Annotated in this window: 11 protein-coding genes; 9 read left to right on the top strand and 2 right to left on the bottom strand. The window is 31.3% G+C overall.

What is annotated here, in order from left to right; translation table 11 throughout:
• Positions 1 to 276: 276 nt before the first annotated feature.
• From CEF14_RS08250 to CEF14_RS08230, 5 genes are all read left to right on the top strand, one after another.
• Complete coding sequence (locus CEF14_RS08250; RefSeq protein ID WP_245890251.1) at positions 277 to 807, top strand: RNA polymerase sigma factor; 531 nt, start codon at positions 277 to 279, stop codon at positions 805 to 807.
• Positions 797 to 1,690, top strand: a complete 894-nt coding sequence (gene spoIIP / locus CEF14_RS08245; RefSeq protein ID WP_102692411.1) for a stage II sporulation protein P — start codon at positions 797 to 799, stop codon at positions 1,688 to 1,690. The genes CEF14_RS08250 and spoIIP overlap by 11 nt, the downstream gene beginning before the upstream one ends.
• Positions 1,691 to 2,043: 353 nt before the next feature.
• Positions 2,044 to 3,186 (top strand): cation:proton antiporter, encoded by a 1,143-nt coding sequence (locus CEF14_RS08240; protein WP_102692410.1) that lies wholly within the window; start codon positions 2,044 to 2,046, stop codon positions 3,184 to 3,186.
• Between the two features lie 299 nt (positions 3,187 to 3,485).
• Positions 3,486 to 4,208 (top strand): ZIP family metal transporter, encoded by a 723-nt coding sequence (locus CEF14_RS08235; RefSeq protein ID WP_170061489.1) that lies wholly within the window; start codon positions 3,486 to 3,488, stop codon positions 4,206 to 4,208.
• Positions 4,209 to 4,688: 480 nt separating this feature from the next.
• Positions 4,689 to 5,726: an LCP family protein gene (locus tag CEF14_RS08230; protein ID WP_102692408.1), complete on the top strand. Its 1,038-nt coding sequence runs from the start codon at positions 4,689 to 4,691 to the stop codon at positions 5,724 to 5,726.
• Between the two features lie 144 nt (positions 5,727 to 5,870).
• On the opposite strand, the gene abc-f is transcribed toward CEF14_RS08230, so the two are convergent.
• Entirely contained in the window at positions 5,871 to 7,502 is a 1,632-nt protein-coding gene (gene abc-f / locus CEF14_RS08225; protein WP_102692407.1) for a ribosomal protection-like ABC-F family protein, read from the bottom strand.
• A gap of 507 nt (positions 7,503 to 8,009) precedes the next feature.
• Between abc-f and CEF14_RS08220 the strand changes: the two genes are divergently transcribed.
• On the top strand, positions 8,010 to 9,098 hold the full coding sequence (locus CEF14_RS08220; protein ID WP_102692406.1) for a transglutaminase domain-containing protein: 1,089 nt from the start codon (positions 8,010 to 8,012) through the stop codon (positions 9,096 to 9,098).
• Positions 9,099 to 9,438: 340 nt separating this feature from the next.
• On the opposite strand, the gene CEF14_RS08215 is transcribed toward CEF14_RS08220, so the two are convergent.
• A complete protein-coding gene (locus tag CEF14_RS08215) occupies positions 9,439 to 9,645 on the bottom strand; it encodes a hypothetical protein (protein ID WP_102692405.1) in 207 nt (68 codons plus the stop codon).
• A gap of 437 nt (positions 9,646 to 10,082) precedes the next feature.
• Here CEF14_RS08215 and CEF14_RS08210 point away from each other — a divergent pair, with 437 nt between their 5' ends.
• The 3 genes from CEF14_RS08210 (at position 10,083) to CEF14_RS08200 (ending at position 13,907) form a co-directional block, all read left to right on the top strand.
• The gene (locus CEF14_RS08210) at positions 10,083 to 11,180 is read left to right on the top strand and encodes a PRK06851 family protein (RefSeq protein ID WP_102692404.1); all 1,098 of its coding nucleotides are present in this window, start codon (positions 10,083 to 10,085) and stop codon (positions 11,178 to 11,180) included.
• Positions 11,181 to 11,677: 497 nt separating this feature from the next.
• Positions 11,678 to 12,052: a VOC family protein gene (locus CEF14_RS08205; protein ID WP_102692403.1), complete on the top strand. Its 375-nt coding sequence runs from the start codon at positions 11,678 to 11,680 to the stop codon at positions 12,050 to 12,052.
• A gap of 1,132 nt (positions 12,053 to 13,184) precedes the next feature.
• Positions 13,185 to 13,907: a GDSL-type esterase/lipase family protein gene (locus tag CEF14_RS08200; protein WP_102692402.1), complete on the top strand. Its 723-nt coding sequence runs from the start codon at positions 13,185 to 13,187 to the stop codon at positions 13,905 to 13,907.
• The last annotated feature ends 177 nt before the right edge of the window (positions 13,908 to 14,084 follow it).

Raw genomic sequence — 14,084 nt, 5'->3', positions numbered from 1 at the left:
AAATAAAGTATGTATTTTACAATTCTGAATATTCTAAATAACTCAGTTTATAATTTAAGATGTGAATAGAGTTTTGACTTAAAGGAAAATTAAAAATATAGAACATTTGTTCTTGATATTATTATTGCATAACCAATACTATATTGGCAAATAGAAAACACATGATTCAGTCTTCAATTATTAAATACATTACATAATGGTATTAGTTGTAACTTTTTCTTCGTCTCAAACGATTAATATATGAAAATGGAAAAAGGAGGTGAAGGTTTGCTTAATATGGAGCATTTAGATGATCGGATTAGTGAAATATATCGTCAATATTATTTAGATGTCTATCGATTTCTGATTTGTTTTTCAGGTAATCAAAGTGAAGCAGAGGATATGACGCAAGAGGTTTTTATACGTGTATTAAATAATTATTCCAATCTACACAAAGTAAATCATTTAAAGACATGGATTTTCTCTATAGCCAAACATGTATCTATTGATCATTATCGAAAAAAGCGATTAGTAGGGCTTTTTACAGCAGGATTTTTTACACAATTCTTCTCAGCGGATAAAGAACCTAGCGAAGTAATGGAACAATATGAAACAAGAAAGTTAGTTCATGCAGCAATATCAAAACTGAAACCACATTATCGGGCAGTTGTTATTCTAAGAGGAATAAATGAATTTTCCATAAAGGAAACAGCTGAAATTCTTCAATGCAATGAGTCAAAAGTAAAGGTTAGTTATCACCGAGCTCTAAAAGACCTTAAAAAGAAGTTGAATTTTGAAATGGAGGAGGTAATACAAAATGCAAAATGATAAGGAATTATTTGACCTTATAAAGAGAACGTATCCTCTAACACCAAACAAAAATTTTGTTCAATCTACAGAAGAGAAGCTTAGAAAAGCAGCCAGAAAATTGAAAAGAAAAAAAGTTTATAAAAAGATATCCATTGTATCGAGCGGATTACTTTTATGTGCGGTTGTTATGATGTCGATCGTTACAATTACAGGTAATTCATTCTTAGATCAAGCAGAACATTCTACAATAAATACTAACTCATCGTCAGTAGCTAACAAAAGCCAACCCCTAGTATTAATTCATCATACACATAATTATGAATCATTTAAATCGATTACCAACAAGGAGAATGTATATGATGACAAGCAGAATATCACTTTAGTGGGAAAAAGGTTAAGCGAAAAATTAGAAGAAAAAAACATCCCTAACATTCAAGATACGAGTAATATTTTTAGAATTCTAAAGAAAAAAGGCTTACCATTTCCTAGCTCTTATGAAGTTTCTAGAGGAATAGTAGATGATATTCTTAAAAAAAATTCAAAGATTGAAATGATATTCGATATTCACAGAGATTCAGCCGAACGTAAAATAACAACTGTAAAGATTAAAGGAAAAAATTATGCAAAAGTAAACTTTGTCGTCTCTCATTCAAGTGATCACTATAAAGAAAATGAGAAATTTGCGAAAAAGCTTCATCGCATTATGGAAACAAATTTTCCGGGATTATCACGAGGAGTAGTGGTAAAAGACATGGGAACACGGCAAAGTACGTATAATCTAGATTTAAAGGATCAATCAGTTCTTGTAGATATCGGTGGAGCTGAAAATACATTGGAAGAAGAATATAGAACAACAGATCTATTAGCCGATGTGATTGAAAAGTTAATAAAAAGTAAATAAAAAAATTATAGTTTATAGACACATGTTGTAGTTGTAGATCAAAAATTGAATCTTGAAAAGTTAACGTGTGAAAGCGCTGATATAAAAAAGCAAAGGGGATCAAATAAAAGAGAACTAGTTTGATTGTTTACGAGATATGATTTTACAAACTTCAAAATATGCTGTAATATAAAGTTAAATCAAATATTTGAACGTAACACATGGTGGAGTCAGTCAATCTGGCCCCACCATGTGTTTTTTTATGTAGTTTCTGTTAATGGATCTTGTTGAAGCAGACAATCTTAAATTAACGGAGTATTGTATGTAAAAACCCCCAGCGCTGGTTAAACTAAAATATTAAGGGAGGAAATGATTTGTTTATTCTTCAAATTGTCATCATTTTATTTGCAACAAAAATTGCAGGTCACATCAGTGTGAGGCTTGGTCAACCATCTGTTCTAGGGAAAATAATTGTTGGTATTATTTTAGGACCAGCCATACTAGGTTGGGTACAAGATACGGAAGTACTTAAGACTTTCAGTAATATTGGTGTGCTACTACTAATGTTTTTAGCTGGACTTGAAACGAATCTGGAAGATTTAAATCGAAATAAAAAAGCTGCGCTACTAGTTGCAGTCGGTGGGATTATTGCACCAATTATAATGGGATACTTAGGAGCTGTATATTTTGGATTATCTACAGCTGAAGGGATTTTCATTGGATTATTATTATCTGCAACATCTGTCAGCATTTCAGTTCAAACATTGCGAGAATTAGGATGGTTGAATAGTAAAGAAGGTGCAACTTTACTTGGTGCAGCTGTATTAGATGATATTATCGTAGTTGTTTTATTAGCAGTTGCGATGAGCTTCTTTGGTAATTCAGACGTGAGTATATCATTGTTAATTGTGAAGAAAATTCTTTTCTTCGTTATTATTATTTTAGCTTCTAAATGGTTAGTTCCAATATTCTTAAAAATTTTCTCCAAATTTAAAGTAACAGAAACTTTGTTAAGTGGAGCTTTAATCATTTGTTTTGGGTTTGCTTATTTTGCTGAGTATTTTGGAATCGCAGGAATTATTGGTTCGTTTGTTGCTGGTATTGCTATTTCTCAAACAAATTTCAAAAAGAATATTGAAAGTAAGATCGAACCAATTGCTTATGGCATTTTTGTCCCTATATTCTTTGTTAGTATTGGACTATCCGTGTCATTTAAGGGAATCGGGGATCAATTAGGAATGATTATTGTCTTTTCATTCATTGCAATCCTTTCGAAATTCATTGGATCAGGGTTCGGGGCTCGGATATCAGGCTTTCACACAAAGTCATCAATGGGGATTGGAGCAGGCATGATTTCTCGTGGGGAAGTAGCGCTAATCATTGCAGCTATGGGGCTAGATAATAAATTATTGCCAGCTGAATATTACACACCAATGATTATAGTTGTTGTTATAACAACAATTGTGACACCACCACTATTGAAGATGATTTTTGGAAAAGCTTCAACTGATCAATAACATATTATAAAAATAGCTATTCAGGATAGTTTCCAATCTGGAAATTCAATAGAATAGCTCTTTCACTTAATATCAGGATCGTGGTGAACGTTCGAAAGGAAATAATTCTAATAAAACGGTTGCTAACGATTCTTTATTAGAGTTCATACTTATTCCGATTGATGATAGAATGACCATTTCAAAAGTAAGGAAATAGTAAAAGTGCTTTGTCATGTGAAATTAATTTTTTAATCTATTCCCCCTGAATAAATCCTAATATTTCCCCATATATGTGTATAGTCAAGAGATGGAGGGATTATATGTACTATGTAGGAGCTGTTGGTTTTTTGGCTACAGCAATAGGCTTTGGTTTTGGGGGAGTACTAGCTATATTTTTTAAAAAGCTACAGGGAAAAGTTTCAACAATTAATGCTCTATGTACAGGGTTAATTATAGGATTAGTTTGTTTAGAGATTGCACCTGAAAGTATTGATCTGGGAGGAAAAATTATCTTTACAGTTGGAGTCTTTGTAGGAATATTAAGCTTTTTTAAAATACATGAATTCTCACATAAATTTACAATCTCAACAGAAAACCTACAAAAGGATCGATTAATTCAAACCGGATTTCTATTGGCAATTAGTATTACGATACATAATTTTCCACTAGGTATTGCCTTTGGAGCAAGTCAGAATATTGGTATAAGTAAACCTATTCTCCAAGCACTTATTTTGCATAATATTCCTGAAGGTATTGCGATGTTTATACCACTTTTTTTAGCAGGGCTTCGATTTAAAATGTTCTTGTTAATCACAAGTATTGTTTCATTACCAGTAGCTTTAGGATCAATAGTAGGAAGTTTAATAGGAATGAAATATCCTATATTGTGGGCTTTTATTATTAGCTTTGCTTTAGGTATTATTGTAATCGTGACGATTAAAGAAATTTTTATTGAAGCTGTAAAACAATCTTCATTTGGACACGCTTTACTCTTTGTGGGATTAGGCATTTTCATTATATGGGGATATATGAAGTTTATTTAAATGAAGAAAATAATATAGAGTCAGCACCATGTTATTTTGATGTTGGCTTTAATCTTTTTTGTTATAATATGTTTATAAATGAAAAAAATCCAAATATTCAAATGCAAGAATTGGAGTGGTCTTTATTACAAGGATAAAACTTTGTTTTGAAAAGTGGATGTTAAATTGTCAGTTATACACTGACAAGCTACAGCTATTTGGCTATATGCTATTTGTAGAAGCGCTATTAGCTATTGGAGATTTTAGTTTGTTTTTAGCTTTTCCGGGTCTATTCTTTGTATTGATATTCCTCAATGTATTATTGATTTGTAAAGATAGATGGTGGTCTAAAGTAGAGAAATTTATCATTACACACAAACGAGTTCTAACACTGGTATTATGTCTATATTCTCTATCAATCTGTTTACATACCTTCATTTGGTTTTCACCGTATTAGTATGAATTTTTAAAAGGACTTCATAATTATAAGGAGACTTTTTTATGGGAACAAGTAGAATGGCTTTAAAACGGAAAAATAAAAAAAAGAAAGCTTTAAGGTGGATAATTGGATCTAGTATAGTATTACTTCTAGTAACTATTAGTTATGGGGCTTTTGCTTTTTTTAAAGTGAAAAGTGCTTTAGATCATTCAACAGTTAACTTAAAACGAGAAAATAATCGGTCTGAATTAAGGAAAGAGGATGTTACTTTTAGTAAAGATCCGGTTTCCATATTGCTATTAGGAATTGAAGATTATTCTAGTAAGAAAAAAGATGGCAGAGCAGATACGCAAATCGTGCTGACATTAGATCCAAATACAAAGGAAATGAATATGGTTACTATTCCTAGAGATACTAGAGTAAAAATTGAAAATGCAGGAGAATATACAGGAATACATAAAATAAACTCTGCGTACACCTATGGAGATATAACGGGATATGGAGCAGCTAAACTTCAAGTAGAAACTACCGAAAAATTATTAAATATTCCAATTGATCATTTTATAGCTGTTAATTTTGAAGCTTTTCGCGATACGGTAGATGCACTTGGTGGCGTAACCATTGATATTAAAGAAGGCTTCTGGGAAAAAAATATCTATGATAATAAGAAGATTATTTTCAAAAAAGGAAAAGCAAAATTATCAGGAGAAGAAGCACTTGCTTTTGTAAGGATGAGAAAAAGAAGTGTTGACGTTACCTATTCGCGTGATGAACGACAAAGACAATTTTTAAAAGCAACAATTGATCAAGCAATGACTGCTGGAACAATTTTCAAAGTGGGACAACTGTCAGATATACTAGGAAAAAATATTGAAACAGACTTATCGATGGATGATTTATATACACTGCAAAAGCAATATTCAAACTTAAAAAGTCTTTCAATCAATTCAATTGAGATGAAAGGTGTAGATCAAAGAGTGGATAATATTGACTATTATATTCCAGAGGAAAAAAATTTATATGAAGTAAGCAAAACTTTACGAAATGTGCTCAAGTTAGATAAAAGCAAGTTTGTAACAAATGCTGATATTGTTCAATAAGTTCTCTATTAAAAAGCTGTACAGTTAGAGAATCACTAATCTACCAAATAGGAATAGAAATCAAAGGCCTTAACACCATTTTCAGTGGGTAAGGCCTTTTTTTATTGCTTTTCATTCATTAAAATCTATTCTTCAAACGTTAAATTAAAGAAGTTCATTTATTTGTTCTGATAATTCCTTAAATCTCTGATCAAGCAAATTGTATTCTTTATGATTTGGGGATAAAAAACTAAGCTTTCCTAAAACTTCTTGTCTTTCATTTTCAAGTTTTAATTTTAATTCAGATGAGTTTTTTCTTTTTTCATGAGTTGAGCCTAATTGTTTTTGAATCGTATGGTTTGTAAAGATCAGTTTACTATTTGTAATTTTATCTAAGAAATAAAGATCATGTGAAACGACTAGCAGTGTACCGTTATATTGAGCTAAGGTTTCTTCCAACTGTTCTCTGGAAGGCAAATCTAAGTGATTGGTTGGTTCATCTAAGATTAGGACATCTTTTTCTTCTAATATATAAGTCATTAACTTGCACTTTACGCGTTCACCCATACTCATATTAGAAATGGGTTCTTTCCACTGATCTGAGGTAAACCCTAGATGTTTCATCAAGTTTTGAATTTTTCCTCGCGCATCGAAGGTTTCTTGATAAAATAACTCCTCTGGTGTTTGAGTGAGTGGCAAATCGAACACATCTTGCGTTAAATAGCCGATATTTACACTAGGAGAAATCCATACATCCCCCTCAACAGCCTCAAGTCCCATTAAAATTTTCAAGAATGTTGTTTTCCCGCTGCCATTAGGTCCAATAATAGCGATTTTTTCACCATGTTGAATCGTAAAGTTAGTATTTTGGAATAATATTCGATTTCCATATGACTTTGCTAGATTTTTTACTTCTAAAAATCGTTTTCCAAGTTTTTTCTGCATATCAATTGAAAAATCAACTGTATAATCAGGGGATACTTTTTCTACTGTGGTTTTAACAAGTTCTTTTTCAAGGCGTTTTTGTTTTGATTTAATTTGTGAATCTGTTCGTTTGGCTTTTACACGGTAGTATTCCTTAAATCCTTCTTTTTTAGTTGACTGTGCATGTGCTTTTTGAGACCAAGAAGATAATTCTTTAATTTGAGATTCAACTCGTTTCACCATTCGTTGTTGTTTTTCGTATTCGGTTTGTTGTAATTGTCTTCTTTGTTCTCGTTCTTTCATGTAGCTAGTGTAATTTCCAGTATGTTCGAATAGTTGTTTCTCCTCAATAGACCAAATTTTAGTAGCAATTATATCTAAAAAATAACGGTCGTGGGAAACAACAATAATTGTACCTTTAAAATTTTTTATTTGTTCAACCAATAATTCAGTACTTTTTCGATCTAGATGATTGGTTGGTTCATCGAGTAATAATAGATTTACATTTTTGGAAAATCCCTCGGCTAGTCTTGCTTTTAATTTTTCTCCACCACTTAAAACTGTAAAGGGCGAAGATGGAACATTCCATTTTGATAAAAGTGTTGCCTCTAACTGATTGATTTCTTCGGATTTATAATTTTCAACTTCTTGTTCTACATAATAAGTTGTCATCTGCTTTTGCATGTGCTGCAATTGTCCTTTTGTGGGCTTTAGATTCCCTTGTAACAGTTGCAATAGAGTAGATTTCCCAGCTCCGTTTTTTCCGATAATCCCAATAATTTCTCCTACTTGAACGGAAGCATTCATGTTCTCAAACAATAGTTGATCTTGAAATTCAAAGCTAACATTATAAAGTTTTACTAGTTCTTGCATATCATATCCCTCTCTCTAAAGGGAGAATAAAAAAATCCTCCCAAGTTAATTTGGAAGGATTAGTCGCATTTTTGTAACCTAAATAAGCTATTCAAGTAAATAGCTTAACTTATTTATAGAAAATGAGCAGACTAATCCTACTTTTGTAAATTGAAATAATGGAATTTCAATAGTTAAAAATAAGATTAATGAATCATCGTCCACCCATCTTCCCTTCTTTTTAGAGTATCACCATTATATCATCATTTTACCAATTCCCAAAAGAAAAAGATCAAATGCTTTGTCAAATTGGAAAGTACTAGAATAATATGTTTAATAAAAATTACTTTCATATCAAAATATACAGTCTAGACTTAATACTTTTGTCTAGGCTGTTTTTTAATTGGACTTTGTACCATAAATTACTTGTCCAAATAAGAGATTTTGGATTTATAGTTATTAATATAGCAAATTCAAACAGTAAATTCGTTTATTTATAGATTAATACAGTTGAAGGGAGAAAATTAGATGAAAAGATTTCTTGCAGTTTTACTAGGAATCTTAATCTGTCTAGGGGCAGCTGGATATTGGCGTTATAATGTTTATGCTTATGACAATGTTCCAGCTATAACAACTGAATCACAATTAAAACAAGAAATTTTGAGGAATTTGGATCAAGTAAAATTAGAGTTTACAATACCAACCAAGCTTCCTATATACAAATCAAAAGAAGCAGAAAAAATGCTCAAAGACGTTATTAACGAAATAAGTTCTACTGGGAATTATGGATTCGGTAACCTCACTGGTTATTCATACTACATTTCATCTAATATGGGTTTTGTTCAAATAAAAGTAGAAGCCTATTATTTAACAACACAAACACAAGAAAAAGAGATAAATAACAAGGTTAAAGAAATCGTAAAAACCAATCATTTGAAACAAATGACAGATTTTGAAAAGGTTTATTTTGTAAATAAGTATTTAGCACAGCATATTGCATATAGTTCTGATGCAACAGACGGTGGACATTCTGCATATGCAGCATTGTTTGATCATAAAGCAGTGTGTCAAGGATATGCTTTAGCCGCTTACCGATTATTGACTGAAGCAGGTATTGACACTAAATATATTACGGGGCAAGTTCGCGGACAAAATCATGCGTGGAATAAGGTTAAAGTAGATGGAAAATGGTACAACCTAGATATTACATGGAATGATCCACTACCAGATCGTGGTGATCGTTATCGATTAAATTATTTCCTAATCACAGACCAACAATTAGCCAAAGACCATACATGGAACTATCGTTTTGAAAATCCTGCAACAAGTAAGAAGTATGAATTCTTGATGAATGCACAGGCCTTCACAATAGATAAAAATGCATTTTATTATACTTTACAAAATGATTCAAATTTCTATAAATGGAATATAAATAATAAGAAGAAAACCGTATTATTCCAAAACTATATTCCATTAAAAAGTGTTCAAGCACATGGTAAATGGTTAACTTTAGAGGATTTTAACGGATACTATGCAAAAGCTAAAACAGATGGCTCTAATTATACTGGTTTTACCTCTGCTTCAATTCATAATTGGGTAAATTCTGTTGAACAATGAATAGCTCGAATTGCCTCATCTTTTAATTTGAACCTCCAGATAAATTTATCTCTCATCAAAGGGCGGTAATATAGGCGGTAATACTCTCACCTCAAAATTCAGCAAAAGCAAAGAAGATAGGGAGATAAACTACCCGTAAAATATCGATTAATGAACACAGACATTGCTACGTCCTGTGGCAATGCCTGTGCGACTCATATCCTGTGAGCCTCAACTAATAATCAGTGGGGATGAAGAAACCTTCAGACATAATGCTTCACTTTATGTCTGGAGGTTTTTTATTATGAATTCTTACTATAAAATTTATCAAAATAGTTAGGCATTCATACTCGGTATTTTATTATTTCATCCATATAATACTTATACAATGCTTAAGAAAGGAGCGATCAAATGGTAAACATGTACCCGCAAGGAAGCTATCACCACGGAATGTACCACCATGGCATGCACCATTATGGTACACATCCTGTTCACTATCACGGTTATCACCATTACCATACACCATATCCAGTGCATTACCCAGTACATCATCATGGTCATTATCCACACCACTATCATCACACTCCTACCCCATATCGTACGTACTAAAGAAAATAGGGAAAAAGTAAATTTTTATTATCATCTTATGTACACTTGATCGTCGGAGTATGCTAGCTTGAAGACTTCACTGAGGAAATTAATCGGAGTAGAACAGTCTCTCATGGATAGCGCTAGCTGTAGCAAAAACAAAAAATAAAAAATGGAAATTCGGATTTTTCATTTAAAGATTCATTTAAAAATCTAAAATGGATTTATAAGATATGATTGAAAATCGTATACCTAGAAGAAAGAACCAATAGGGTTCTTTCTTTTTTTGAAAAAAATCATTTGATGGAATGAATCTAATAAATTCCATTTTATGTAGAGTAGGCTATCACCTATGCCATGCCCTTCGCATACCTTAATCGTATAAACACATCTCGTTTGAGAGGAGAATTATTGACTGTGACAGGAAAAGAATGGCATTATTTTGCTGGAGGTAATACAGCAAAAGGTTTTTATAGTCAATTTGATTCTAACTTTGCTGTGTTAGAAAAGGTGTTCATATTAAAAGGTGGACCTGGAAATGGAAAGTCTACTATGATAAAAAATATCGCCCGTACGTTTCAAGAAAAAGGATATGATGTAGAATATATTCATTGTTCTTCGGATTCTGATTCAATAGATGGCATTATTTTTCCTGCTTTAAGTATTGGAATTGTAGATGGAACAGCACCACATATTATTGAACCAAAAGTACCTGGTGCAATAGAGGAATATGTGAATTTAGGCTGTGCGTGGGATTCACAGCAACTTAGTGCAAAAAAGGATGTACTGATCCATTATATAAATGAAAAAGAAAAGGCATATGAATTAGCATATCAAGCATTTGCAGAGGCATTAGCGATTCACGATGAATGGGAGTCTATTTATATATCCAATATGGATTACGAAAAATTAAATAGTTTGACGGAAGAGTTAAATACATTCTTTTTTAGAGAAATTATATTAAATAAGGAATCGAATATTCGCCATCGATTTTTAGGAGCAGCTACGCCAAAAGGGGCAGTTGACTTCATTCCAAATTTAACTGTAGATATTCGAAAAAGATACTTTCTTAAAGGGAGACCTGGATCTGGTAAATCAACCTTATTAAAAAAGATAGCTAATGCAGCAGAGAGCAAAGGGTTCGATGTGGAAATTTATCATTGTGGTTTTGATCCAAACAGTTTAGATATGCTCATTTTCCGAGAACTTGGAATAGCAATTTTTGATAGTACAGCACCACATGAATACTTTCCAGATTGTGAAGGTGATGAAATCATTGATTTATACAAAATTGCAATTTATCCCGAAACAGATGAAATGCATGAGAAAGAAATTAGTACAATTTCAGCTCGATACCGAGAAAAGATGAACGAGGGAACTGCATACTTAGCCGAAGCAAAAAAATCACACGATCAATTAGAGGCAATTTATAAAAAAGCAGTTGATTTCAAAAAGGTTGATGAAATCCAATATAAGATAGAAGAGAAAATCAAAGATTTGATAAATAGTAAATAAAAAATGACAGTATCAAATCAAACATAAAATAATCAGATGATTTTTTTGTTCAAAAAATTGTAAAATTTAGAATGATTATTTATAGCTAACTGCAATATTATATAAGTGTAAGGTCTAATAATTTGTCAGATTAAATCGAGTTGATATTAATTGTAGTGAAATAGTTTAATAGTATGTAAGGCTATTTCTAAATTTAGTCTAAAAAATAGAAATCATAGAAAATGAATCCTAGCTATCAAATTGATTACTACTTGCAATTCACTTATAAAAATGATGATCATAATCAAATTTCATAACATTAACAGATCTTAACTTAACCATTAGGTATAAATAGTACGGAGGCTGCTCTTATTAAGGGTGGCCTTTGTTATTTTATTTTTCGAATACCCATAATATTTACTTATGATAAAACATAATTAATATAAAATTTACTTATCAAATTAATTGATGCTATAATTTACTAAGGGCCCTCACTATAACCAAAGGGGAAGATTAATATGACGTTTATTTTCAAATCGATTGACCATATTCAATTAGCAGCTCCAAAAGGTAGTGAAGAGATTGCTCGTCATTTTTTTAGAGATATCTTAAATTTTAAAGAAATTGATAAACCGGAAGCATTAAAGAAAAATGGTGGGGTTTGGTTTGCATTTGGAAATATTCAAGTGCATATTGGAATTGAAGAACCCTTTTCTCCTTCAAAAAAAGCACATCCAGCTTTTGAAATAGAGAATATCGAAGAGATAAAAATTCACCTTTCCAATCATCATATGAAGTATATAGAAGATCAATTACTTCCAGGAGCCAATCGAATCTACATTCACGATCCATTTGGCAATCGTATTGAATTGATAGAGTGGATTGATAAATAACCGATAAAACTTACAACATTGAAGGTAGACTAGTTTTAAGAACCATACAATTATGACAATATTTAGTTAACATAATACTAGCAATTGCAACCTAGCAAATGATGGAAAAGCTGAGCCATGAATAGATGGTTCAGCTTTTTTGATGTTATAGAGTTCTTTATATGTTCTTACAATTGATCTTTTGAACAAAATACTTTGTCGAATTATAGATTGAAGAATAATGACGAAATATAGTATTTAATTAAAAAGTAAACCAAAAGTCGAATCCTACAATAAAAAAAACGAAAATAGAAATTTACGTCTAAATCAGGTGGTTAAAGACGAAACAACAATATTTTTGTATTTTGGAGGATTAAAGGCTATGAAGATAACAGAACAAAATGATTTGCTGCAATGAATATACATTATGAGCTAGACTTTATTAATCTGCGTTTGTCGAAAATTGAAATGGGGAGAGGTATGCTAAAATGTTCTTTTTGAAGAATAGAAGATTCGATGCAATAAATGTCGAATCGATGAAGGTAAATGAATATGCTTACAATAAAAGATATTTTGTATTATGTAAGATTAAGAATTTTTATTGTTTACTTTATCGGAATTTCTCTAGTTCATTGCGTTCATTGAAAAAGGGGAATGTTGTACAAGAAAGATTTACTCCGGCGAAATAATCACCAGATGGAGAAAAGGTGTGAATGTTAATTAAAAGGTTGTACAAGCTATACTAAAAGAATTAAGTTTAGTACTTAAAATTAGATTGATGATCAGAAAGTGAAAATAAGAAAACTGAAGTGGTGGAGAATTTTTTGTTATAAAATCTAAAGAGAAGAATCACAGGATGTATTCAAAAGTGATAGTTAAAATTTTTTAAAGAAATAGAGGCATAAAAAAATCACTATTTTATGCACGAAGGAGAAACAGAAATACGGGCTATTTTGATAAGTATAAAATTATTGTTTATCTGAAAAAGAGAAAGCAATTGCACAAGGTATAGTAGATTATATTACATTTGTAAATGTTTAATGAAAAAAGTAAGGTTTTTATTCGCTTATAAGGACTTAAACAGATAAAATAATATTATATATGTAATATACTTTACAAATGGTACTGGAAAAATTGTAAGAGGGTGATTCGTATGAAAAAAAGTTTAAGAATCTCATTTGTCGTGAATATTGTCCTTTTAACTTCTTTGATTACAGTACTTATTCAAACAAATAGTTTTGCTCATATGAAAAAGCAAATAGACAAAAAAACGACAACATCAGAATCCATTGTATTACGACCTGCACACTATGAACAACGACAAACATTGTTTGAGCGCCTTGCAGTTACCAAAGAATCAACAGTCATGTTAGGCGATAGTATGATTTTATACAATGAATGGTCAGAAGAGTTTCCAGTAGGACCAATTTTAAACCGTGGTATTGGAGGGGACACAACAGTTGGTCTTCTAAAAAGATTAGATACAATCACAAGTGGTCAACCGAAAAGTATTGTTTTAATGATTGGTGTGAATGATATTGCAATAGGTTTTACTGAAAAACAAACATTAAATAATTACGATAAAATATTAACCGATATTGAACAAAAAAGTCCCAATACACAAATTATCATTACTTCAGTTTTACCAGTGAATAACAATCTATATGGATACAGAGTTCACAATTCTCAAGTAATAAAATTAAACGAAGGTCTCCAACAACTAGCAAGTAAACACCAAATTCCTATGGTGAATATTCATGATGAATTTCTAAAAGGGAATCAATTGGATCCAAAATATACAAGAGATGGTTTGCACTTAAATGGAGCTGGTTACGCTATTTGGGTCAGTGCTTTAAAACCTTATATCGACAAATAATACATTTCTAATTTCAGGCTATAAGCAATTTCGACGAATTTTGAGTGTGCCTAAAGTTTTTTCTTTTATAAAATATAACCATACACATCTACATCAGATTATAAACGGTCATTTTTAGTTGTAAAAGTTTTCAGATTGTACACAAAAGGTATCAAGAGTAATGATAAACTCTTGATA

This window comes from Rummeliibacillus pycnus (genome assembly GCF_002884495.1).
GTDB classification, from domain to species: domain Bacteria; phylum Bacillota; class Bacilli; order Bacillales_A; family Planococcaceae; genus Rummeliibacillus; species Rummeliibacillus pycnus.
Note: the sequence above shows the minus strand (reverse complement) of the source record. Positions and strands in the feature narration are given on the sequence as shown.

What these genes read in the sequence shown, in the direction of transcription:
- CEF14_RS08250 (WP_245890251.1), top strand. Translation starts at nt 277, where the DNA reads ATGGAGCATTTAGATGATCGGATTAGTGAAATATATCGTCAATATTAT.
- spoIIP (WP_102692411.1), top strand. Translation starts at nt 797, where the DNA reads ATGCAAAATGATAAGGAATTATTTGACCTTATAAAGAGAACGTATCCT.
- CEF14_RS08235 (WP_170061489.1), top strand. Translation starts at nt 3,486, where the DNA reads ATGTACTATGTAGGAGCTGTTGGTTTTTTGGCTACAGCAATAGGCTTT.
- CEF14_RS08230 (WP_102692408.1), top strand. Translation starts at nt 4,689, where the DNA reads ATGGGAACAAGTAGAATGGCTTTAAAACGGAAAAATAAAAAAAAGAAA.
- abc-f (WP_102692407.1), bottom strand. Translation starts at nt 7,502, where the DNA reads ATGCAAGAACTAGTAAAACTTTATAATGTTAGCTTTGAATTTCAAGAT.
- CEF14_RS08220 (WP_102692406.1), top strand. Translation starts at nt 8,010, where the DNA reads ATGAAAAGATTTCTTGCAGTTTTACTAGGAATCTTAATCTGTCTAGGG.
- CEF14_RS08205 (WP_102692403.1), top strand. Translation starts at nt 11,678, where the DNA reads ATGACGTTTATTTTCAAATCGATTGACCATATTCAATTAGCAGCTCCA.
- CEF14_RS08200 (WP_102692402.1), top strand. Translation starts at nt 13,185, where the DNA reads ATGAAAAAAAGTTTAAGAATCTCATTTGTCGTGAATATTGTCCTTTTA.